Origin of the sequence: Myxococcus hansupus (assembly GCF_000280925.3) — a bacterium.
In the GTDB taxonomy this organism is placed as follows: Bacteria; Myxococcota; Myxococcia; order Myxococcales; family Myxococcaceae; genus Myxococcus; species Myxococcus hansupus.
This window is the reverse complement of the sequence record NZ_CP012109.1, coordinates 6,271,112-6,292,256: the sequence shown is the minus strand read 5'-3', so window position 1 is coordinate 6,292,256 and position 21,145 is coordinate 6,271,112. Positions and strand designations below refer to the sequence as shown.

15 protein-coding genes, 5 tRNA genes and 1 other RNA gene are annotated in these 21,145 nt (G+C 69.5%); 7 read left to right on the top strand and 14 right to left on the bottom strand.

The window, feature by feature from the left end:
* Complete coding sequence (locus tag A176_RS24470) at positions 1-1,881, top strand: protein kinase domain-containing protein (protein WP_044890952.1); 1,881 nt, start codon at positions 1-3, stop codon at positions 1,879-1,881.
* 36 nt (positions 1,882-1,917) lie between these two features.
* Here the strand turns inward: A176_RS24470 and recR are convergent, their stop codons facing one another.
* The 4 genes from recR to dnaX form a co-directional block, all read right to left on the bottom strand.
* Positions 1,918-2,511 (bottom strand): recombination mediator RecR, encoded by a 594-nt coding sequence (recR, locus tag A176_RS24465; RefSeq protein ID WP_002637274.1) that lies wholly within the window; start codon positions 2,509-2,511, stop codon positions 1,918-1,920.
* 6 nt (positions 2,512-2,517) lie between these two features.
* A complete protein-coding gene (locus A176_RS24460) occupies positions 2,518-2,835 on the bottom strand; it encodes a YbaB/EbfC family nucleoid-associated protein (RefSeq protein ID WP_002637275.1) in 318 nt (105 codons plus the stop codon).
* Positions 2,836-2,927: 92 nt separating this feature from the next.
* Positions 2,928-4,379 (bottom strand): DNA polymerase III subunit gamma/tau, encoded by a 1,452-nt coding sequence (locus A176_RS24455; protein ID WP_144429596.1) that lies wholly within the window; start codon positions 4,377-4,379, stop codon positions 2,928-2,930.
* 103 nt (positions 4,380-4,482) lie between these two features.
* Positions 4,483-5,691 (bottom strand): DNA polymerase III subunit gamma/tau, encoded by a 1,209-nt coding sequence (gene dnaX, locus A176_RS24450; RefSeq protein WP_002637277.1) that lies wholly within the window; start codon positions 5,689-5,691, stop codon positions 4,483-4,485.
* 171 nt (positions 5,692-5,862) lie between these two features.
* Here dnaX and A176_RS24445 point away from each other — a divergent pair, with 171 nt between their 5' ends.
* Positions 5,863-7,320 (top strand): glycosyltransferase family 39 protein, encoded by a 1,458-nt coding sequence (locus tag A176_RS24445; protein WP_044890951.1) that lies wholly within the window; start codon positions 5,863-5,865, stop codon positions 7,318-7,320.
* A 65-nt stretch (positions 7,321-7,385) separates the two neighbouring features.
* Here A176_RS24445 and ffs read toward each other — a convergent pair.
* The 9 genes from ffs to A176_RS40900 form a co-directional block, all read right to left on the bottom strand.
* An RNA gene (ffs, locus tag A176_RS37640) (signal recognition particle sRNA small type) lies at positions 7,386-7,478 on the bottom strand.
* Between the two features lie 30 nt (positions 7,479-7,508).
* A tRNA-Ser gene (locus A176_RS24440) sits at positions 7,509-7,595 on the bottom strand.
* Positions 7,596-7,608: 13 nt separating this feature from the next.
* Positions 7,609-7,695: transfer RNA gene (locus A176_RS24435), tRNA-Ser, on the bottom strand.
* A gap of 5 nt (positions 7,696-7,700) precedes the next feature.
* Positions 7,701-8,165 carry a tRNA adenosine(34) deaminase TadA gene (gene tadA / locus A176_RS38185; RefSeq protein ID WP_044890969.1) on the bottom strand — a complete coding sequence of 155 codons (465 nt, stop codon included), beginning with the start codon at positions 8,163-8,165 and terminating at the stop codon, positions 7,701-7,703.
* A 22-nt stretch (positions 8,166-8,187) separates the two neighbouring features.
* Positions 8,188-8,261: transfer RNA gene (locus tag A176_RS24430), tRNA-Arg, on the bottom strand.
* A 30-nt stretch (positions 8,262-8,291) separates the two neighbouring features.
* Positions 8,292-8,381: transfer RNA gene (locus tag A176_RS24425), tRNA-Ser, on the bottom strand.
* A gap of 44 nt (positions 8,382-8,425) precedes the next feature.
* A tRNA-Ser gene (locus tag A176_RS24420) sits at positions 8,426-8,512 on the bottom strand.
* 93 nt (positions 8,513-8,605) lie between these two features.
* On the bottom strand, positions 8,606-9,886 hold the full coding sequence (gene serS / locus A176_RS24415; protein ID WP_002637281.1) for a serine--tRNA ligase: 1,281 nt from the start codon (positions 9,884-9,886) through the stop codon (positions 8,606-8,608).
* Positions 9,887-10,021: 135 nt separating this feature from the next.
* Entirely contained in the window at positions 10,022-15,004 is a 4,983-nt protein-coding gene (locus A176_RS40900; protein ID WP_044890950.1) for a tetratricopeptide repeat protein, read from the bottom strand.
* A gap of 206 nt (positions 15,005-15,210) precedes the next feature.
* Between A176_RS40900 and A176_RS24405 the strand changes: the two genes are divergently transcribed.
* The 5 genes from A176_RS24405 to A176_RS24385 all read left to right on the top strand — a co-directional run bounded on the left by A176_RS24405 (position 15,211) and on the right by A176_RS24385 (position 20,208).
* Positions 15,211-16,524, top strand: a complete 1,314-nt coding sequence (locus A176_RS24405) for a protoporphyrinogen/coproporphyrinogen oxidase (protein ID WP_002637284.1) — start codon at positions 15,211-15,213, stop codon at positions 16,522-16,524.
* Between the two features lie 73 nt (positions 16,525-16,597).
* Complete coding sequence (locus tag A176_RS24400; protein WP_002637285.1) at positions 16,598-17,308, top strand: glycosyltransferase family 2 protein; 711 nt, start codon at positions 16,598-16,600, stop codon at positions 17,306-17,308.
* Between the two features lie 17 nt (positions 17,309-17,325).
* Positions 17,326-18,264, top strand: coding sequence for a polysaccharide deacetylase family protein (locus A176_RS24395; RefSeq protein WP_002637286.1), 939 nt, complete (start codon positions 17,326-17,328; stop codon positions 18,262-18,264).
* A 130-nt stretch (positions 18,265-18,394) separates the two neighbouring features.
* Complete coding sequence (locus tag A176_RS24390; RefSeq protein ID WP_002637287.1) at positions 18,395-19,249, top strand: lysophospholipid acyltransferase family protein; 855 nt, start codon at positions 18,395-18,397, stop codon at positions 19,247-19,249.
* Positions 19,250-19,284: 35 nt separating this feature from the next.
* Positions 19,285-20,208: an SDR family oxidoreductase gene (locus tag A176_RS24385; RefSeq protein ID WP_002637288.1), complete on the top strand. Its 924-nt coding sequence runs from the start codon at positions 19,285-19,287 to the stop codon at positions 20,206-20,208.
* 490 nt (positions 20,209-20,698) lie between these two features.
* On the opposite strand, the gene A176_RS39365 is transcribed toward A176_RS24385, so the two are convergent.
* The gene (locus A176_RS39365) at positions 20,699-21,121 is read right to left on the bottom strand and encodes a hypothetical protein (protein ID WP_002637289.1); all 423 of its coding nucleotides are present in this window, start codon (positions 21,119-21,121) and stop codon (positions 20,699-20,701) included.
* Positions 21,122-21,145: the final 24 nt, after the last annotated feature.

Below are 21,145 nucleotides of genomic sequence, written 5' to 3'. Positions count from 1 at the left end.
ATGTCACCCCCCCAGACGACCCCCCGGCCCGTGCCGGAAGCGGCCCCCGTGCCCTTGTTGCAGCCCTATGGCCCGTACGTGCTCGTGCGGAAGCTGGCCGAAGGAGGCATGGCGGAAATCTTCCTCGCCAAGCTGCTCGGCGCGGATGGCTTCGAGCGCAATGTCGTCATCAAGCGGATGTTGCCGCACCTGACGAACAACCCCGACTTCGTGGAGATGTTCCGGGACGAGGCGCGGCTGGCGGCGAAGCTGGCCCACCCGAACATCGTCCAGATTCAGGAGCTGGGCTTCGCGGAGGGCTGCTACTACATCTGCATGGAGTACCTCGCGGGCGAGGACTTCTCCACGACGCTGCGGCTGGCCGGGCGCAAGCGGAGCTACCTGCCGCTGCCCGTGGTGCTGCGTGTCCTCATCGACGCCGCGCGCGGCCTGCACTTCGCGCACGAGTTCACCAACGAGGCCGGGCAGCCGCTGAACGTCGTCCACCGCGACATCTCTCCGTCGAACCTCTACCTGACGTACCAGGGACAGGTGAAGGTGCTGGACTTCGGCATCGCCAAGGCCGAGTCGCGGCTCGTCAACACGCGCACCGGCGTGGTGAAGGGCAAGTACATGTACATGGCGCCAGAGCAGGCGCGCGGCAAGGAGGTGGACCGCCGCGCGGACGTCTTCGCGCTGGGCGTGAGCCTGTACGAGGCGCTCACCCATGTGCGGCCCTTCTCGCGGGAGAACGACCTCGCGGTGCTCAACGCCCTGTTGCAGGGCGAGCTCAAGCCGCCGCGCGAGCTGCGGCCGGACCTGCCGGAGGAGCTGGAGGCCATCCTGCTCAAGGCCATGGCCTTCAAGCCGGAGGACCGCTACCCCACGGCGGAGGCGTTCGCGAATGCCCTGGAGGCCTTCCTCGGCGAGCACCTGAGCGGCTCCGGGACGTTGCAGCTCGGGCCCTTCCTGAAGGGGCACTTCGGCGAGGAGCGCCACACCGAGCGCACCCGCATTCCCACGCTGGCGACGCTGACCGCGGCCTTTGGTTCCACGGGGGAGGGGGCTCTGGCTCCCACGCCTGGGGCGGAAGCGCAGGGGACGAACCTGTACGGCGTGCTCGCTCGCGAGGGCGATGTCACGTCCGCGCAGCGGCCGGGCATGTCCGTGCGTCCCTCTTCTCCAGGCGGGTTGCCCGCGCATGTGCCGTCGGCGCCGCGTGGGGCTTCGGCTCCAGAGCCGGCCACGGCGGCCGCGGCGCCGCGTTGGCGCACGCTGGCGGTGGGGCTCGCGGGTGGCATGTTGCTGACGGCGGCGGGAATCGTCGGCTACCGGCAGTGGATGACGACGCCGTCTTCGGTGCCTCCGGCGGTGACCGCGGATGCGCCTGCGGTCGCGGGCGATGTCGCCGCGCCGCCCGCTGCCGGGCTTGTGCCTTCGGGTGACGGTGCTTCAGGTGCGGCGGCCATCGACGCGGCTGGGAGCGCTCAGGCTGTGGCGGCGCCGGACTCCGAGCCGCCCGTGGCCGAGGCGGTTCATGAGGAGGACGCGGACGAGGAGCAGGTGGAGTCCGCGCCCGTGGCTTCGTCGAAGAAGGGGACGGCGCAGAAGCGGGTGACGTTGGGCATCGAGGACGTCCAGCGCGTCGTGTCGCGTGGCCGCTCGCGCATCTCCTCTTGCTTCGAGCGCTTCAAGGCGGACCTGCCTTCGAGCCAGGGTGAGGTGCAGGTGCAGCTCACCATCGTCGGGTCGGGCAAGGTGCGTGCGGGGACTCGAGGCCCGCTGGCTTCGTCGAACGTGGGGCGTTGCCTGGAGACGCAGGCCGAGCGGCTGCGCTTCCCGGCGCATCGGGACCAGGAAGTCACCGTGGTGATGCCCTTCACGTGGCGGGTGACGCAGTAGCGGCGCGAGCAGCCTCGCGCCGCCCCCGTGCGGGGCCTACAGGTCGCGGCGGGCGGAGAGTGCCTTGGCGAGCGTGGCCTGGTCCGCGAACTCCAGGTCGCCGCCCATGGGCAAGCCCTGGGCGATGCGGGTGACGCGCAGGCCCATGGGCTTGAGCAGGCGCGTCAGGTACAGCGCGGTGGCCTCGCCCTCGACGTCCGGGTTGGTGGCGAGGATGAGCTCCTCGACGCGGCCGTCGTTGAGCCGCTCCAGCAGCTCACGGATGCGGAGCTGCTCGGGGCCCACGCCTTCGAGCGGCGACAGCACGCCGTGCAGGACGTGGTAGCGGCCCTTGAACTCGCGGGTGCGCTCCAGCGCCATCAGGTCGGCGAAGGTCTCCACCACGCAGAGGACGCGTTCGTCCCGGCGGGAGTCCCGGCAGAAGTTGCAGGTCTCCGCGTCGGTGAGGGAGAAGCAGCGCACGCACAGGTGCACCTTCTCCTTCACCTCGCGGACGGCTTGCGACAGCTCCGCCGCGTACTCACCCGGCGCTCGCAGGATGTAGAACGCGAGGCGCTGCGCGGTCTTCTCGCCAATGCCCGGCAGCTTCGCCAGTTGGGCGACGAGTCGATTCAGCGGATCGGGGGTCATCCGGTATCAGGTAATGCCGGGGATCTTGACGCCGCCGGAGATTTTCGCGAGCTCGCGCTGCATGTGCTGGCGGCTGCTCGCCAGGGCGGCATTCACGGCGGCGGTGATGAGGTCCTCGAGCATCGACGTGTCGGTGGGGTCGATGGCTTCCTTGTCGATCTTGATGCTGCGGATCTCCTGGATGCCATTGGCGACGACGGTGACGCGGCCGTCACCGGCCTTGGCCTCGACGCTCTCCTCGGCCAACTGCTGCTTCCGCTCTTCAATCTTCTCCGTCAGCTTGTTCGCCTGCCGGATGAAGTAGTTCAGGTCGACGCCAGGCATATGCTTCCTCGGTGCTCGTGGGAGCGCGTGCCATGCGTGGCACCGCTCCGGCGTGGAATGGGGCGCCACCCTACCGTTGCGCGCGACGGTTGTCAGGCGCTGTCGTCGGGAGTGTCGGCCGCCGGCACGGCCCCAGGGCGCTCGGGCTCGTAGACCTGGATGTGTTCGATTTCGCCGCCCAGGAACTTGAGCACCGCACGGACGGCCGGGTGGTTGCGGACCTTGCTGTCCGTGTTTTTCTCGTGGGCCTCGCGGCTCTGGGCGTCTTGCTCCGCCAGGCTGGGGCCCAGTCGCGGATCGTCCGGGGACGCGTCCTGAAGGGTGAGTTTCACCGCGCGGCCGAAGTGCTCGGCCAGGGCCCGGTCCACGGCGGCTTTGCCCGCGGTGGAGTTGACGGCCATGCGGTGGAATCCGGCCACGGGCAGGAAGCCGAGGACGATTTCACCGCCCCGCATGGACATCAGCCGGCCATTGGCCAGCGCCGCGCCCTGCCGGGGGTGGGAGGACTTCACGGTCTCCACCGCGGCCCGCCACCGCTCGATGAGGGGCAGGTTCGGGTTGTCCCGAGAGCGGGTGACGACGGGGGCGGGCGGCTCCGGTTCGGGCTCGCTGGCGAGTGTGGGCTCGGGTGCCGCCGGGGCAGGGCGGTATGCCGCTGCCGCAGGAGGCGCGGCCATCATTGGAGAAGATGGGCGAGGGGGCTCGGTCGGCGCTGGCGGGCGGGTGGCTGCCATCGGAGCGGATGGGCGCGGAGGCTCAATTGGCGCCGGTGGGGGGGCGGCCTGTGCCTGCGCAACCGGGGGCACGGACGATGCCGGCGCGGCTTCATCGGGGATGCACTCGCCGGAGGCACAGCCTTCGGGGGAGTTCTCCTCGGGGTAGTAGCGCGCGTCTTCTTCCGCGAAGTCCGCTGCCTCGGCGGCGATGGGCTCCGGCCGACGGATGTTGGTCACCCGGACCGTCGGAGCGGGCTCCGTGGTGCGCGACAGCGGCGTGGCGCCAGCGGGTGGTTCCGTGGAGACCGCGGGAGGCTGGGCCGAGCCGCCGTTTCGGAGGAAGGAGAGCGGACGCGCCGCCGATGGCGACAGGCCCTCCATCACGGGCCCAGAGGGAATCATCTGCGTGGCTTGATAGCCCTGGGGCTCGGAGGGCGCGCCACCGTTGGCTCCACCGCCATTGCGCAGGAACGACAAGGGCCTGGCCGCCGACGGGGACAGGTCGTCCATGCGCGGGACCGGTGGTGTCGCGACACGCGGGGGCTCGTCGTGGCGGATGGCCGCCGCGTCGGCGCTGAAGCGCGGCGGCTCCTCGGGACGCATCGGCGCGGAAAAGTCACCGGCGGGGGGCGGCGCATCGTGGCGCATGGCACCTACGTGGTGCCCGCCAGCGACGGCCGGACTGTCATGGCCGAACTTCGCGGACGCAGGACTCAGTCGAGGCGATGCATCTTGCTCCGGAGTGCTGAACCCGCTGGCGCGCGGCATGTCGCTGTGGCCCGGCTGCGCGGACACAGGGCTCTGACCCGAACCGAAGTCCGTTCGCATGCCTGCGTCCGGATTCGGAGCCTGCGCCGCTGCGGGCGCACCTCGGGCCTCCCACGGACGTGGTGCCGGAGCGGTGGCGTGTGCGGGTGCTTCGTGCCGTGTCTCAGGCGCGAAAGTTGGCGGGACTGGAGCGACCTCCTGGCGCTCCAGCGTTCGACTTGGCGGACCCGTCACCCATCCCCGCCGCGAGCTTGTCCACGCGGGCAAGCAGCTCGGGAATGGAGCCACCCGGAGACAACTGGATGGCCTTGAGCAGCGCCATCTCCAGCGCCAGCCGAGGCTGGGCCGCGCGCGACACATCCCAGATGCAGCCGTGCACCACGTCGAACAGCCGGGTGAGCTGCGCGGGCTCCGCGTCCTGCGCCAGCGCCACCAGCGCCTTCTGTTCGGACTCGGCCAGCTCGTCGGGGGCCTTGCCCAGCGTCTTGGTGACGAAGAGGTGCCGCAGTTGGAACGCGAGCTCCTCCGCCAGTCGCTTCAAGTCGAGCCCGCGGTTGAAGACCTCCTCCACGCGCTCCAACACCCGCTTGGCGTCCTTGTGGACCAGCGCGTCAGCGAAGTCCTGCACCAGCGTGCGGTCGATGGCGCCCAGCGCCTCGGCCACCTCTTCATCGGAGGGGTTGGCGCCGCACGAGGCGAGCACCTGGTCCAACAGGCTCAGCGCATCGCGCATGCCGCCTTCGGACTGGCGCACCACCAGCGACAACGAGCGGTCGGAGATGCCAGCGCCCTCCGCCTTGCAGATTTCCTGGAGCCGCTGAAGCATCCGCGCCGCGGGAATCCGCCGGAAGTTATGGCGTTGGCACCTCGACAAGATGGTGTCCGGGAGCTTGTGCGCCTCCGTGGTCGCGAAGATGAACTTCACGTGCCCGGGCGGCTCCTCCAGCGTCTTGAGCAGCGCGTTGAACGCCGCCCCCGACAGCATGTGGACCTCGTCGATGATGTAGATTTTGTGCCGGTCCCGCTGCGGCAGGTACTTCGCGTTCTCTCGAATCTCGCGGACGTTCTCGACGCCGTTGTTGGACGCACCGTCGATTTCCGCCACGTCCACGCTGGTGCCGGCGGCAATCTCCGTGCAGGCGCGGCACTCGCCGCACGGCTGCGCGGTGGGGCCCTTCTCACAGTTGAGGGCCTTGGCGAGAAGGCGGGCGGCCGTCGTCTTGCCCACGCCGCGAGGTCCGCAGAACAGGTACGCGTGTGCGACCCGGTCCATCTTGATGGCGTTCGCAACGGTCCGGACGACGTGCTCCTGTCCGGTCATGTCGTCGAACTTCTGCGGGCGCCATTTGCGGGCGAGAACGAGGTAGCTCATGGGGGGCGTCATCTAAACACGGCGGCGTGAATGATCCATGTCGTTGCCCTCCCACGAGGTGGGATTCCACTCACGGTGGTCCTCCTTCGCTCCGGGCCGAGTGGGGGGCGGGCGGACGAACGTCGCGAGCCTTGCGTCCGGCTTCACGGAGGGGAAGAGTCGACCGCGCCCGTGTCCGCGCCAGACCTCGCCGCACCCACCGCTGTCGACCCGTTGCTCGCACCTGTCGAACTCCCGGAGGACGTGCCGCGCGGCGCCCCCGCCAGGAACTGGACCCGCTGGGTGTTGTCCGCCGTGGCCCTGCTCCCAGGCGTCATCGCCGTGGCGCAACTGGGCCGAATCCACCCGGACGAGGTGTTCCAGGCGCTCGAGCCTGCCTGGTGGCGGGTGCATGGCTACGGCGTGCTGGCCTGGGAGTGGCGTGACGGGCTCCGCAACTGGGCCGTGCCCGGCGTGCTGGCGGGCTTCCTCAAGCTGGCGGACGCGCTCGGCATCACCGAGCCACGGGCGTACCGCGCCGTGTTGGCGATTCCCCAGGCCGCGCTTCATGCCTGGAGTCTCTGGGCCGCATACCGCTTCGCCGAGCGCCGCGCCGGCCCCACCGGTGGCGGATGGGCGGCGCTGTTCGTAGGCCTCTATGGGCCGGTGCTCGTCTTCGCGGGCCGCACCATGGCCGAGTCGATTTCCGCCTCACTCCTCGTGGTGGCCATGGAAGCGTTGGACCGCCGCGAACGGGAGACACGCGCGGGGCTCGTGGGCGGACTGGCGCTGGGGCTGGCGGTGGTGGCGCGCTACCCGTCCGCCATCTTCGTCCTCGCGGCCCTGGTCTGGCTGGCGGCATCAAGGCGGTGGCGGCTGCTCGCCTTCACCTGCGCGAGTGGCCTGGCGGTGGCGCTGGCGCTGGGCACACTGGACTGGGCGACCTGGGGCACACCCTTCCATTCCTTCGTCGCGTACGCCCGCTTCAACGTCTTCTCGGGGAGGGCCGCGGCCCAGTTCGGCGCGGACGCGCCTGGCTTCTACGTGAAGCCGTTCCTCGCCGCCGTCCCGCTCTGGCTCTGGGCCGCCGTGCCATCGGCCCTTTCCGCGCTCCGTCAGCGGCGCGCCATCTCCCTCCCGCTCTGGTGCGCCACCGCATACGCCGGGGTGCTGCTGGCCACCGCGCACAAGGAGGAGCGCTTCCTCTATCCCGCCCTGGTGCTGCTCATCCTGGCCGCGGCTCCGTCGGTGGTGACCTTCCTGGCTCAAGAGTTCGGGCCACGCACCCGGTGGAGTCTCACGGGGCTCGCCCTGGTCAGCTCGCTGGCGGTGGGCGCCGTCTTCCCGTCCGGAGACCTGCGGGCGGACCAGATTCGCGCGATTGTGGCCGCCACCCGGGGCGACGCGCGGGGGCTGCTCATCGTCAACGAAGGGTTGTGGGGCTCGGGTGGCTTCTTCTACCTGGGGAAGCGGATTCCCTGGCTCACCTGCGACTGGCCGCGAGACGCTGCCTTCCAGCACGCCCTGCGAGATGCGCGGTTCAACCGCGCCGTCACCTTCGAGGACCGGGCCCTCAAGGAACTCCAGGCCGGCGGCTTTCGCATCATCGGCCGGATTGGGCGAGAGACGATGCTCTCCCGAGGTGAGTAGGGGAGGGCGCGGCAAGCCCGCAAAGGCGAAGAGCCGGTGCCCCGAAAAGGACACCGGCTCTTCATAAAAGGACGGCCGGGACACACGCGGAAGTACGCTACCGTTGCTTCCTTCCGGACCTGGCGGGGTTCACGCCCCCACGTTGTCCCGACCATAAAAATTGTAACGACGTGCTGCAGAAACAACAACGGAGAGGGTGGGATTCGAACCCACGATACCCTTTCAGATATACACGCGTTCCAGGCGTGCGCCTTCAACCGCTCGGCCACCTCTCCATAAAAGCTGGAGCGGAGAGCGTAGGATTCGAACCTACGATACCGTTACCGGTATGCCTGATTTCGAGTCAGGTGCCTTCGACCACTCGGCCAGCTCTCCAGTATTCAATTTTCACGTTTCTTCGCACGCAAGCGTCCGAAAAACGTCTTCAGCAACAGGCGACTCTCGTCCGCCAGAATACCACTTGTGACTTGGAGCCGGTGATTGTGTCGAGGCTCTTCGACGAGATTGTAGAGCGAACCCACGGCACCTGCTTTCGGATCCGAAGCACCGAAAACAAGTCGTGTCACACGAGATTGCACCAAGCCTCCGGCGCACATGGCACAAGGCTCAAGCGTCACATACAGGGTGACACCCGAGAGCCGCCAAGCACCGATCTTCCGGGCTGCGGCATCCATTGCCAACATCTCAGCGTGAGCAAGTGGGTTTCGGTCCACCTCCCGGCGATTGAAGCCAGTGCCAACGACTGCACCGTCCAATACCGCAACTGCACCAACGGGGACCTCTCCGAGTTCCGCCGCTTCCCGCGCGAGCGTTAGCGCCTGCTGCATGAAAGCTTCGTCACTCATGGAGAACTGCTCGAAAGAAGTGCGCTCCCTGGAGGATTCGAACCTCCGGCCTTCGGATTCGTAGTCCGACGCTCTATCCAGCTGAGCTAAGGGAGCATTTTCTTCCGGCGCTGCTACAACAACAAGTGGCGGAGAGAGAGGGATTCGAACCCTCGATACCCTTTCGAGTATGCAGGTTTAGCAAACCTGTGCCTTCAGCCTCTCGGCCATCTCTCCAACTCTTCTCTGTCAAAGAGCCAACAAATTCAAGAACAAAACTTCGGAGGCGGTAGGATTCGAACCTACGGAGAGCTTTCACCCTCTGCGGTTTTCAAGACCGCTGCCTTCAACCGCTCGGCCACGCCTCCATACCACCGGGGCCGACTTGGCACCCCCCGGACCGACGTCCGTGGGGCCGCCCTTCTACCTGATTCTTCGCGCGTTGCAAGCCGGATTCAGACTCAAATCGGTTTCAGCTCTTTCAGCCCGCCCATGTACGGCACCAACGCCTCCGGAATGGCCACGCTTCCGTCCTCGCGCTGGTAGTTCTCCAGGATGGCGATGGTCGTCCGGCCGACCGCCAGGCCGCTGCCGTTGAGCGTGTGGGCGAGCTGGGGCTTGTCCCCCTTCTGGGCCCGGTAGCGAATCTTCGCCCGGCGGGCCTGGAAGTCGCCGCAGTCGGAGCAGGACGAAATCTCCCGGTAGGCGTTCTGCCCGGGCATCCAGACCTCGATGTCGTACGTCTTCCGTGCGCTGAAGCCCATGTCCCCGGTGCACAGCAGCATCACGCGGTGGTGGAGGCCCAGGCGGCGGAGGATGTCGCAGGCGTCGTCCGTCATGGACTCGAGCTCGTCCAGGCTCTTCTCCTGCTGGGCGAACTTCACCAGCTCCACCTTGTGGAACTGGTGCTGACGGATGAGGCCGCGGGTGTCCTTGCCCGCGGCGCCGGCTTCCGCGCGGAAGCTGGGGCTGAAGGCGCAGTAGCGGATGGGGAGGGACTCGCCCTCCAGGATTTCGTCCGAGTGGTAGTTGGTGACGGGGACTTCGGCGGTGGGGATGAGGAAGCGCTCGGGCTCTCCCACCGTCTTGAAGACGTCGTCCTCGAACTTGGGCAGTTGGCCGGTGCCCATCATCGTCTCGCGCAGCACCAGATAGGGCGGGAGCAGCTCCGTGTAGCCCTTGTGGGAGTGCACGTCGATCATGAAGGTGACGAGCGCCCGCTCCAGCCGCGCCAGCGCGCCCTTGTAGAAGGTGAACCGGCTGCCGGACACCTTGGCGGCGCGCTCGAAGTCGAGCATGCCCAGCTTCTCACCCAGCTCGAAGTGCTGCTTGGGCGCGAAGAGCAGGTCGGGCTTCTCGCCCCAGAGGGCCACCTGGACGTTGTCCTCGGCGTCGCTGCCCACCGGGACGGACTCATGGGGCACGTTGGGGATGAGCAGGAGGATGCGGTTGAGCTCCTCCTCCACTTCCTTGAGGCGCGCCTCCTTCTCCTTGATTTCCTGGGAGACGGCGCGGAGGTCGCCGCGCAGCGCGTCCAGCGCCTTGGGGTCCTCCTTCGCCTTGCGCTTCATCTCCTCGTTGGCGGCGTTGCGGCGCGCGGCCAGCGACTCCACGGAGACGTACAGCTCGCGGCGCTCGGCGAAGAGCCGCTGGAAAGGGCCCAAATCCAGGTTGCCGCCCCGCGTCTTGAGCCGGGCGACCACCGCATCGAAGTTCTGCGCAACGTTCCGGAGGTCCAGCATGGAGGACGCCTTGTAGTCACCCCCGGTGAGGCCAGCAAGGTTCCTCGCAACCGGGGTGCTCAGGGCCGGACGCCCCCTGGCCCCGCCCCCTGACGCCACGGCGTGCCGGGCGAGCGGGGGCGGTGGGACGCGACCTCAGTTCTGCAGGTCGTAGATTTCGTCCTCGATGTCCTTCTTGTCCGTCGCGTTCGGCTTGCGCGACAGGTAGTCCTTGAAGGCCTGGACGGCCTCGCGCTTCTTGTTCCGCTCCTTATACGCGAAGCCCAGGTAGTAGTAGGCCATGGGGTTTTCCGGCTCCAGATTGGTGGCCTTGCGGTACCAGTCGATGGCCTTGGCGTGCTGGGCCTGCTCGGTGAAGGCGCGGGCGACCTTGTAATAGACGTAGGCCAGCTTGGGGTCCGCCTTCAGGGCGGACTGGTAACGCTTGATGGCGTCGTTCCAGCGGGCGGCGGCGAAGTAGGCGTCGCCAATGGAGCCCAGCACCCGGGTGCGGCGGGGGTCGGCCTTCAGGCTGGATTCGAACGCGGCGATGGCCTCATCGAACTGGCTGCTCTCCAGCAGGGCGTGGCCCAGCGCCTCGTGGCCGTCCGCGTGGTTGCGGTCCAGCTCCACGGCCTTGCGCCAGGCGGCCATGGCGTCCGGCAGGTTCTTCGCGTCCCGCAGGATGACGCCGTAGGCGTAGTGGTAGTCCGGGCGGTTGGGCGCGCGCTCCACGGCCTTGCGCATGTTGTCCATCGCCTGGGTGAACTCCAGCCGCTTCGCCTTGACGAGCGCCAGGTAGTAGAGCGCCTCGTGGTTGGAGGGCTCGTTGCTCAGCGCGAGGCCCAGGTTGCTCTCCGCGCCCGGCAGGTCACCGCGCTCCAGGAGCACCGCGCCCAGCGTGATGGGAATCGTGGTGGAGCGGGGGTCCTCCGTCTTCGCCTTCTCCAGCTCGGCCACGGCCTCCTCGAGCTGCCCCAGCCGCCACAGCACGAGGCCGCGCTGCAGCCGGCCGTCCTTGAGCAGGTGCGGGTCCAGCTCCAGGGCGCGGTTGGCCTCGGACTTCGCCGTCTCCAGGTCGTCCGTCAGCAGGGCCACGCGCGACAGGCCCAGGTGGGCGTCGGCGAGGATGGGGTCGATCTTCACGGACCGCTCGAACTCCTGCTGGGCCAGCAGCGCGTTGTTCTCCGCCAGGGCCAGTTCGCCCAGGCCCGCGCGCACGCCGGCATGCTCCGGCGCCCGCTTCACGGCCTCGTCGAGCTGACCGCGGGCTTCCGCGTTGCGCCGCTGGGCCAGGTAGAAGCGGCCCAGGTAGAGGCGCGCCTCCACCAGGTTCTCGTCCGCGGCGATGGCGCGCTTGTAGTGCCCCTCCGCGTCGGCGAGCTTGTCCAGCGCGTCCTCGATGCGGCCGTAGAGGTAGGCGATGCGGGCCTCGTTGGGGAACACGCCGTTCGCCTTCTTCACCGCCTCCAGCGCGTCCTGCATCTTGCCGGTCATCACCAGCGCGGTGATGTGGCCGTCCGCGAACTCGAGGTTGCCGGCCTCCTCCGCCGCCAGCGCCTCGTAGATGGGGAGCGCCGCGTCGAAGTTGCGCTGGGCCCGCATCACGCGCGCGAGCTGGCCGCGAAGGAAGGGCGACTTGCCGTCCATCTCCAGGGCGGCCTTCAGCTCGGCCTCGGCCTCCTTCGGCTGGTGCTTCTGGAACAGCGCCACGCCCTTGAGTCCCCGGGCCCGGGCCAGCTCCGCGGGCCCCAGCGCGGACTGCACGTCCGTGGCGAGCGCCCGTTCCACGGCCTCGGTGCCCTTCGCGACGTCCTTGCGGACCAGCAGCTCCACGGCGGCCAGCTCCACGGCGGACGCCACGTGCTTCGGGTCCGCTTCCAGGGCGGCTGCATACGCGGCGACGGCCTCGTCGGCGCGGTCGGCGGCCTGGTGCAGGTTGCCCACGGCGTGGTGGGCCTTGGCGGACTTGGGGTCCTTCGCGAGCACCTTGCTCAACGTGTCCAGGGCGCGCTTCTCGTCGCGCTTCTGGCCGTAGGCCTCGGCCAGCAGGAAGGCCAGCTCCAGGTCGCCCTGGGTGTCCTCCCGGCTGTAGGCGCCGCTGAGGGTGGGGATGATGGTATCGGCCTGGCGACCCGTGAGGGCGATGGCCGCGGACGCCTTGATGACGGCCACGTCCTTCTCACCCAGCATCCCGATTTCCGCCAGGTCCTGCCGGCAGCGGGTCATCTCGTTGGGGTTGCCCGCGGCGTAGCGGCGCTGGAGGTAATAGACCGACTGGCACCACAGCGAGCGGACCTCCGGGTACTCCTTCTTCTGGAGCACCTGGGCGCTGAGCTCGCGGGCCTGCTTGTAGCTCTCGAAGGTGTCCTGGAGCAGCGCCTTCTGGACCTCTTCGACCTGCTTGGCCTCGGCGGTGCCGCTGGAGATGCGCGCGGGGAAGAGGGCACGGCGGCCGAAGGCGCCGTAGCGCGTTCCGAACTCCGTGGCCGCGCCGATGCCCGCCACCACCACCACCACGCCGGCGGCGATCATCGCGGGGATGCGCTTCTTCCACTTCTCCGTGTGGCCGCTGCGGTCCACCACGGAGACCGCGGCCATGCGGCCCTCGTAGAGCTGCTCCAGGCGCCGCATGTTGGCCTGCGGGCTGGCGCTTTCCACATGGGGCGCGTCGACCACGGTGGTGGCGGGGGCCGCGGTGGGCGTCACCAGCTTGGCGGGCCCTTCCATCAGCCGCTGGATGGCGGCGGCGAAGGTGGGCACCGTGCCGATGGCGGACCAGGCCTCCGAGTCGAGCGAGACGTCCTCGTTCCCCAGGAGCTGCCCGTCCTCGAGCATCTTGACGATGACGCCTTCGTCGAACGGGCCGAACACCTTGCCGGAGCGGCGGCGGACGTGGAAACGGCGCACCTTGGCGCCGGCCTGCGCGCCGCTCTCCTTGCCCGCGGCGTCGTCGATGAAGGACAGCATCTCCAGGCCGTCCGCGGGGCCGGCGTTGGGCGGCGGCGGCAGCGGGTCGGAGAGGTCCGCCTCCAGGTCGTCATCCGGCCGGGCGGTGGGGTCGAACTCGAGCGAGTCCGGAATGGAGGGCGACGGCGCGGGCGAGCCGAAGTCCACGTCGCCGAAGTCCACCGCCGGGTTGACGGAGACCGGGGGCGCGGTGGGCTCTGCGAAGTCGATGGCGAACGGGTCCGCCGCGGGAGCGGGCGCGGCCGGAGGCGGGGCGCTGAAGTCGACGGCGAACGGGTCCCCGGACGGGACGGAGCCGAAGTCCGCGGCGAACGGATCCGCGGCCGGCGGAGGCGCGCTGAAGTCGACGGCGAACGGGTCCGCCGAGGGCGCCGGGGGCTCGTTGAAGTCGAACGAAAGGTCCGGAGCGGGCGCGGCCGGGGTCGGCAGGTCCGCGAACTCCAAGGCCTGGGGCGCCGCGGGCGCGGGCAGGTCGGAGAAGTCCGCGGCGGGCGGCGGCAGGGCGAACGGGTCCCCGTTCGCGGGCACAGGCAGCTCGTCGAAGTCGAACGAGGGCGCGCCAGCCGCGGGCGGCGGCATCGCGTAGGGTGAGTCCTCGGGCGCCGAGGGCATCGCGTACGCGTCGGGATGCGGCGGCAGCGCGAAGGCGTCCTCCTGCGGAGGCAGGGCGAACGGGTCGTCCATGGGCGCGCTGGCGGCGGGCGGCGGCAGGGCGAACGGGTCCGCTTCGGGAACCGCGGCCTGCGCGTCGCCCGTGGGCGACTCGATGTCGAAGGCGAACGCGTCCTCGGGGGGCGCGGCCTCCACGGGAACGGGCAGGGCGTCGTCGGAGAAGTCGAAGTCGCGCGCCGTGCCGGCGGGCGCGTCGACCCCGTAGCCCTGCGAGGCGTCTTCCGCGGGGGCTTCGGTGGTGTCGAAGTCGAAGTCGCGCGCCGTGCCCGCGGGCTCGTTCACGCCATAACCGGAGTCCGGAGCGGGCGGCTCGCGGAAGGCGTCGGTCGGCATCGGAATGGCGACCACGCGGGTCACGTCGCGGGTCTCTTGGACGGGGTCCTCGTCGTACCCCCCGAACGCGTCGAGCGAGACATCTCCGCCGGACTGCGGCATGGCCGCCGCGGCCTCGGCCGGCGAGCTCATGTCGAAGGCGAAGGCGTCCTCCTCGGGGGCGGCTCCGGCGGGCGTGCCCATGTCGAAGCCGAACGCGTCCGGCTGCGGGGCGGCCTGCTCGGGCTCGCTCATGTCGAAGGCGAACGGATCGGGCTCAGGGTCGCCGCCGGGGAAGGGAATGGCGGCACCGGGGTCGGCTCCGAATGGATCGGAGACGCCCGGCAGGGGAATGGCGCCGGCAGCGGCTCCAGGAAGCGGAATGGCGGCCTGGGCCGCGGGCGCTCCGGGCAGCGGGATGGCGCCGGCAGTGGCACCCGGCAGGGGGATGGCACCGGCAGTGGCGCCCGGGAGGGGGATGGCTCCGGCCGTGGCACCCGGGAGGGGGATGGCCTGCGCGCCAGCGGGCACTCCGGGCAGCGGGATGGCGCCAGCGCCCGTCGGTGCGCCCGGCAGTGGGATGGCGGCCTGGGGCGCGGCGGTGCCCGGCAGCGGGATGGCTCCGGCAGGCGCGGGCGAACCCGGAAGCGGGATGGCTCCGGCAGACGCAGGGGCACCCGGCAGCGGGATGGCTCCAGCAGCCCCAGGGCCACCCGGCAGCGGGATGGCGGCGGACGAACCCGGCAGCGGAATGGCTCCGGCAGCCGCGGGCGAACCTGGAAGCGGGATGGCGGCGGCCTGAGATGCGGGGCTTCCCGGCAGGGGGATGGCAGCCTGGGGCGCAGCGGCACCCGGCAGCGGGATGGCCGCAGCGTGCGAGGCCGCCCCCGGCAGCGGGATGGCGGCGGCCTGGGACGAGGCACCGGGCAGCGGGATGGCGGCGGCCTGAGACGCGGCACCGGGCAGCGGGATGGCGGCGGCCTGGGGCGCGGGGGCCTGCGGGGCGGGCGCGGACGTTCCCGGGAGGGGAACGGCGGCCTCGGTCGCCGGGGGCGCGCTCACCGCATCAAGCTTGATGGGGAACGTGGTCTGGCACCGGGCACACTTGAGCTTCGCGCCGCCCGGGGGGATCCGCTTGTCATCGATGTTGTAGTTCGTCTGGCAAGACGGGCAGGAGACTTTCATGGGGTTCCGAGCTCGCGAGAGGGGGACCGAGCGCCTTCGCGGTGCGCGCAGGCTACCAGAGGCGTTTCCAGCCCGGAAAGAACGCGCACGAGGAGGTTGAACCGCACCCTCCCGAGCGAGCGGGCGAGGGCCCCCGCGTTCCACCGGTCAGCACCCCGCGTTCGTTTCGCCGCTCCCGGAGTGGAAGGTGGTAGACCCGCCCTCGTATGGAACCCATCGTCATTCTGGGCGCGGGCCTCGCGGGCCTGTCCACCGCCCACTTCCTGAACAAGCCCTGGCGACTCATCGAGAAGTCCGACCGGGTCGGCGGTCTCATCAAGACCGAGGTCATCCAGGGGTGTTATTTCGACCCCACCGGTCACTGGCTCCACTTGAGGGATCCGGAGATCCAGGCCCTGGTGAACACGCTGTGGCTGCCGGATCAGATGGTCCGCATCCAGCGCAAGGCGGGCATCTTCACGCGCGGCGTCTTCACCCGCTTCCCGTACCAGGTGAACACGCACGGCCTGCCACCGGAGGTGGTGGCGGAGAACCTCACCGGCTACGTCGAGGCCGTCTACGGTGAGAAGGGCCGTGCGCTGCGCGAGCGCGAGCCGACCAACTTCGAGGAGTTCATCCTCCGCTACATGGGGGAGGGCTTCGCGAAGAACTTCATGGTGCCCTACAACCAGAAGCTCTGGACGGTGCACCCGCGCGAGATGTCCGCCGCCTGGGTGGGCCGCTTCGTGCCGCGCCCCAACCTCAAGGAAGTGGTGGATGGGGCCCTGGGCGCCGGCAGCGACGCCGTGGGCTACAACGCGTCCTTCCTGTACCCGCGCGAGGGCGGCATCGAGAGCCTCGCCCGCGCCATGCTCAGCCACCTGAAGGGCGGTCAGCTCAGCACGCACACCGAGCCCACCTCCGTCGATTGGAAGGCCCGGAAGGTGACGCTGTCGGACGGCACCGTGCAGCCCTATGCGGGGTTGGTGTCCAGCATCTCGCTGCCGGGGCTGGTGAAGCTGCTGGCCCAGAGCGAGTCCGGTGTGCCCGACGCGGTGCAGGCCGCGGCGAAGCAGCTTCGCGCCACCACCGTCACCTACGTGGCCGTGGGCGCCAAGGGCGCCAACCGCCAGCCCTGGCATTGGATCTACCTGCCGGAGCCGGAGTTCCACACGTACCGCATCGGCTCGCCCTCCGCCGTGTACGCGCCGCTGGCGCCGCCGGACACGTCCACGTTCTACGTGGAGTACAGCCACCACGGTGAGCTGTCCCCGGCCGCCGCGGAGAAGTACGCCGTGGAGGACCTGGTGCGCTCGCAGATGATTCACTCCGCGGACGACGTTCTCTTCGCCCAGGCGCGCGAGATTCCCCACGCCTACGTGCTCTACGACGAGGCCTATGGTCCGGCGAAGACGGAGATTCTGCGCTTCCTGGAGCATGCCGGAATCCAGATTGCCGGCCGCTACGGGCAGTGGGAGTACTCCTCCATGGAGGACGCCATCCTCGCTGGGCGTGCGTGCGCGAGGACACTCAACGGTTGACATCTCTCCTGCCCACCCGTCGCAATGTGTCGACGGGTGGCTTGGGGCGTGTTAGCCATCCCGATTCGAGTTCATGGCCCCGCACCTCACCGTCGTCATTCCTGTCTACAACGAGGAGTCCATCATCGCCTCGGCGGCGGAGGAGTTGCGCCAGGGGCTGGATGCACGCGGGCTCGACTACGAAATCATCTTCGCGGAGAACGGCTCGCGCGACGCGACGACCACCATCCTCGAGGACCTGTGCGCGAAGAATCCGCGCCTGCGCTGGTTCCATTCGGAGACGCCCAACTACGGGGTGGCGCTCAAGGCCGGCATCCTCAAGGCCCGAGGCACCTACGTCATCTGCGATGAAATCGACCTGTGCGACCTGACCTTCTACGACGCGGCGCTGCCGCGGCTGGAGCGGGGCGAGGCGGACATGGTGGTGGGCTCCAAGGCGGCCAAGGGCGCCAGTGATCAGCGCCCGCTGATTCGCCGGGCCGCTACGCGGGTGCACAACAAGCTGCTGAAGGTGGCGCTGGGCTTCCAGGGCACCGACACGCACGGCCTGAAGGCGTTCCGCCGCGAGGCGCTGCTGCCCGTCATCCAGAAGTGCGTGGTGGACATGGACGTGTTCGCCAGCGAGTTCGTCATCCGCGCGTGGCGCGAGGGGCTCCGCGTGATGGAGATTCCCATCCAGCTCCACGAGAAGCGTCAGCCGTCCATCCACCTGTTCAAGCGCGTGCCCAACGTGCTCAAGAACGTGGGCAAGTTGTTCTACGTCATCCGCGTGCGCGGGACCTGAGCGGGGAGGGGCGCACCGTGCGGCTGGCGTCCATCTCCGTCGACCTCGACTCGCTGCCTCACTACTGCCGGATTCACGGGCTGCCGGAGTCGATGCTCGACGACCGCGCCCGTTCGCTGGTGCACGCGGTGGCGGTGCCCCGCTTCCGCGAGCTGCTGGACGGGCTGGGCGCGCCGGGGACCTTCTTCGTCATTGGCGAGGACCTGGAATCCGACCCCGCCGCCGCGGTGGGCATGCGCGCCTCCCACAAAGCGGGCATCGAGGTGGCCAGCCACAGCCATGCCCACGACTACGCCCTGACGCGGCGGGGGGCGGAGGCCATCCTCCAGGACCTGTCGCGCGCGGACGCGGCCATCCTCGCCGCCACCGGTGCGCGTCCCGTGGGGTTCCGGGCCCCGGGCTACACGTTGAACGCGGACCTGTACGCGGCCACGGCGGCGCTGGGCTACCGCTACGGCTCGTCGGCGTTTCCCGCCGCGCCGTACTACGCGGCCAAGGCGGCGGTGATGGGAGCGCTGTCGGTGCTGGGCCGTCCGTCCCGCTCCGTGCTGGACACGCCCCGCGTGCTGCTGGCGCCCCGGGCGCCGTACCGGCCGGACCCGGCGCAGCCCTACCGTCGGGGCGAGGGCACCGTGCTGGAGCTGCCCATGACGGTGACGCCCGCCCTGCGCTTCCCGCTCATCGGCACCTTCGCCACCACGCTGCCCCGCGCCTCCCTGCGCCAGCTCTGGCGCACGTGCCGCCGGGACACCCTCTTCAACTTCGAACTCCACGGCGTCGACGTGCTGGACGCCTCGGATGGGATTCCCCCGGAGCTGGTCCGGCAGCAGCGGGACCTGCGCGTCAGCGCCTCCCAGAAGATGGCGCGCCTGCGCGAGGTGTTCGGCTGGCTGAAGGCGGATCGCGAGGTCGTCACGCTCCGCGACGCCGCCGGGCGCCTGTCCGCCACGGTGTAGGGCGCCCCACCCGGGGCTCTTGTCCGACAGCGTACTTCCGCGCGGCGCCGGGGTGTCCGCGGGGGCCTGTCGCGATGTCCTGGGTGGCGGGCCACTCCCGGCGACGGGGCCGGTGGTGTAAAGAGCCCCCATGCTGGAGAACGTCACCGACCGAGTGAAGAAGGGCCTGCGCGAGTGGACGGACCGGCTCGCCAATGACGAGCAGAAGCAGCGGCTCCAGGCCCTGGCGCGCCCGGGGAACGAGTACGGGGTGGACCCGTTCGGCTTCGACCTGGACTACAGCCTGTCCGCGGTGGCTCCGCTCCTGTGGCTCTACCGGAACTACTTCCGCGTGGAGGCGTACGGCATCGAGAACGTGCCCGCCGGTCGGGTGCTGCTGGTGTCCAACCACTCCGGCCAGCTCCCCATGGACGGCGCCATGATTGGCGTGTCGATGATGCTGGAGGCCAGCCCGCCCCGCGCCATCCGCAGCATGGTGGAGAAGTGGGTGCCGTCGCTCCCGTACGTGTCCACCTTCATGGCTCGCGTGGGGCAGATTGTCGGCACGCCGGAGAACTGCCGGCGGCTCCTGGAGTCGGAGGAGGCCATCCTCGTCTTCCCGGAGGGTGCCCGCGGCATCAACAAGCTGTGGCCCCAGCGCTACCAGCTCCAGGAGTTCGGCCTGGGCTTCATGCGTCTGGCGCTGGAGACGAACACTCCCATCGTCCCCGTGGCCGTCGTGGGCGCCGAGGAGCAGGCGCCCGCGCTGATGGACCTCAAGCCGGTGGCGAAGCTCCTGGGCTTCCCGTCCTTCCCCATCACCCCCACGGGCCTGCCCATCCCCCTGCCCACCAAGTACCGCATCTACTTCGGCGAGCCGCTGCGCTTCTCCGGACGTCCGGACGACGAGGACAGCGAGCTGGACAAGAAGGTCCGCACGGTGAAGGCGTCCATCCAGTCCATGCTCCACCAGGGCCTCAAGGAGCGCCGGGGCGTGTTCTGGTGAGCGGCGCGTCCGGCGGTGCTAAGAGGGGAGGCACCATGAGACCGGCCGTCGTCGTCACGGGCATCAGCGGCAACCTCGGCCGCACCCTCGCGAAGCTGCTGCACAAGCACGAGCGCATCATCGGCATCGACCGGCGCCCCTTCATGGGGAAGCCGAAGGACGTCGAGATGTACGAGCTGGACCTCCGCAAGAAGAAGGCGGAGGACGTGTTCCGGAAGAACGAAATCCGCGCCGTCATCCACATGGGCATCATGCATGACCCGCGGATGAGCGAGGAGGAGCACCACTCCTTCAACGTCGTGGGCACCACGCGCCTCTTGGAGTACTGCGCGAAGTACGGCGTGAAGAAGGTCGTCGTCCTCTCGTCGGCCAACGTCTACGGCCCCAGCCCGGACAACTCCAACTTCCTCACGGAAGACGCGCCGTTGATGGCCGCCAGCCGCTTCTCGGGCGTGCGCGACCTCATCGAAGTGGACATGCTGGCGCACAGCTTCTTCTGGAAGCACCCCCACATCGAGACCGTCATCCTCCGGCCCGTCCACATCGTCGGGCCCACCATCAAGAACGCGCCGTCCAACTACCTGCGCATGCGCCGGCCCTGGATGATGGCGGGCTTCGACCCGATGGTGCAGCTCATCCACGTGGAAGACGTGGCGCGCGCCATGGTGGAGGCGCTCCGCCCCGAGCCCAAGGGCGTCTACAACGTCGTGGGCCCGGGCGAGGTGCCCCTGTCCTCGGTGATGCGGGAGCTGGGGAACTCGCCCATCCCCGTGCCGCACCCGGTGGCGCGCCCGCTGTTGGGCATGCTCTTCAAGTACCGGCTGGCCAACTTCCCGCCGCCGGAGCTGGACCACATCCAGTTCCTGTGTGCGGTGGACGGCAACCGCTGGGTGAAGGACGTCGCCTGGAAGCCGCGCCACTCCATGCGCGACACCATCCGTTCCGTTCAGGGCGACTAGCGCCCCCAGAAGTCCAAGGCCCCTGACATCCATGTCACCCCAGGCGCGACGTCCTGCCTGGGGGCCACTGACATGGGTGTCACGGCTCCGCCCCCTGGGACAGGGGCGCGTCGAGCCCGCCGCCGTACAAGTCCTTGAATCTCCAACGCTTCGCCGGTGCTTCGCGGGGGCGGGGAGCTTGGCACTCCCATTGCTCTAGGTGCTGCCCATCACGGCGCGGCGACACGGGCCCGGCAAACGGTGTCGCTCCGTCAAACTGTAGGGCGCTCCATTGGGGAGCTCCCGACGCCCCCCGTCTCGGCCGGCCCCGAGACGGAGGGCGGACTCTTGTAGGGCGCTCCATTGGGGAGCTCCCGACGCCCCCCGTCTCGGCCGGCCCCGAGACGGAGGGCGGATTCTTGTAGGGCGCTCCATTGGGGAGCACTCGACGCCCACCGCCTCGGCCGGCCCCGAGACGGTGGGCGGTTTCTTTTTGGGAAGACGGTGTGCCTCAGGGCGCTGGCAGCTCGCCCTCGAATGGCCCGTCATCCTGGCTCTCCAGGAGCCACGTCCCGTTCCGGTAGATGAACTCCGAGGTGACGATGGCGGTGCGCTCGGACGCCGAGGGCAGGCGCATCCACTGGATGCGGCTCTGCACCGTGGCGCGCAGCCCGTCGTCCGACAGCTTCACGTCCTCGATTTCGTAGTCGGTGACGGACAGGTCCTTGTCGTCGTTGAGCTTCAGGCGGGCCTTCTGGAAGTCCTTGCGACGCTCCGGGACGATGATGCGAGCGGCGCTCTGGAAGTCCTTCCAGCGGACGGCCTGATGGAAGCGCTCGACGGTGGGCTTCAGTGCTTCCAGGTTGGATTTCTTGACCGTGGTTGCGCACGCTCCGAGGACGAGCGCGAGGAGCAGGGCAGGCAGGCGATTCACGCCCTCAGGGTAGCACCCTGCAGC

Excerpts from the sequence above, each read along its gene's own strand:
- A176_RS24470 (WP_044890952.1), top strand. The coding sequence starts at position 1 with ATGTCACCCCCCCAGACGACCCCCCGGCCCGTGCCGGAAGCGGCCCCC.
- A176_RS40900 (WP_044890950.1), bottom strand. The coding sequence starts at position 15,004 with ATGAAAGTCTCCTGCCCGTCTTGCCAGACGAACTACAACATCGATGAC.
- A176_RS24405 (WP_002637284.1), top strand. The coding sequence starts at position 15,211 with ATGGAACCCATCGTCATTCTGGGCGCGGGCCTCGCGGGCCTGTCCACC.
- A176_RS24455 (WP_144429596.1), bottom strand. The coding sequence starts at position 4,379 with ATGCGAACGGACTTCGGTTCGGGTCAGAGCCCTGTGTCCGCGCAGCCG.
- A176_RS24400 (WP_002637285.1), top strand. The coding sequence starts at position 16,598 with ATGGCCCCGCACCTCACCGTCGTCATTCCTGTCTACAACGAGGAGTCC.
- A176_RS24390 (WP_002637287.1), top strand. The coding sequence starts at position 18,395 with ATGCTGGAGAACGTCACCGACCGAGTGAAGAAGGGCCTGCGCGAGTGG.
- serS (WP_002637281.1), bottom strand. The coding sequence starts at position 9,886 with ATGCTGGACCTCCGGAACGTTGCGCAGAACTTCGATGCGGTGGTCGCC.
- recR (WP_002637274.1), bottom strand. The coding sequence starts at position 2,511 with ATGACCCCCGATCCGCTGAATCGACTCGTCGCCCAACTGGCGAAGCTG.
- A176_RS24460 (WP_002637275.1), bottom strand. The coding sequence starts at position 2,835 with ATGCCTGGCGTCGACCTGAACTACTTCATCCGGCAGGCGAACAAGCTG.
- tadA (WP_044890969.1), bottom strand. The coding sequence starts at position 8,165 with ATGAGTGACGAAGCTTTCATGCAGCAGGCGCTAACGCTCGCGCGGGAA.
- dnaX (WP_002637277.1), bottom strand. The coding sequence starts at position 5,691 with ATGAGCTACCTCGTTCTCGCCCGCAAATGGCGCCCGCAGAAGTTCGAC.
- A176_RS24385 (WP_002637288.1), top strand. The coding sequence starts at position 19,285 with ATGAGACCGGCCGTCGTCGTCACGGGCATCAGCGGCAACCTCGGCCGC.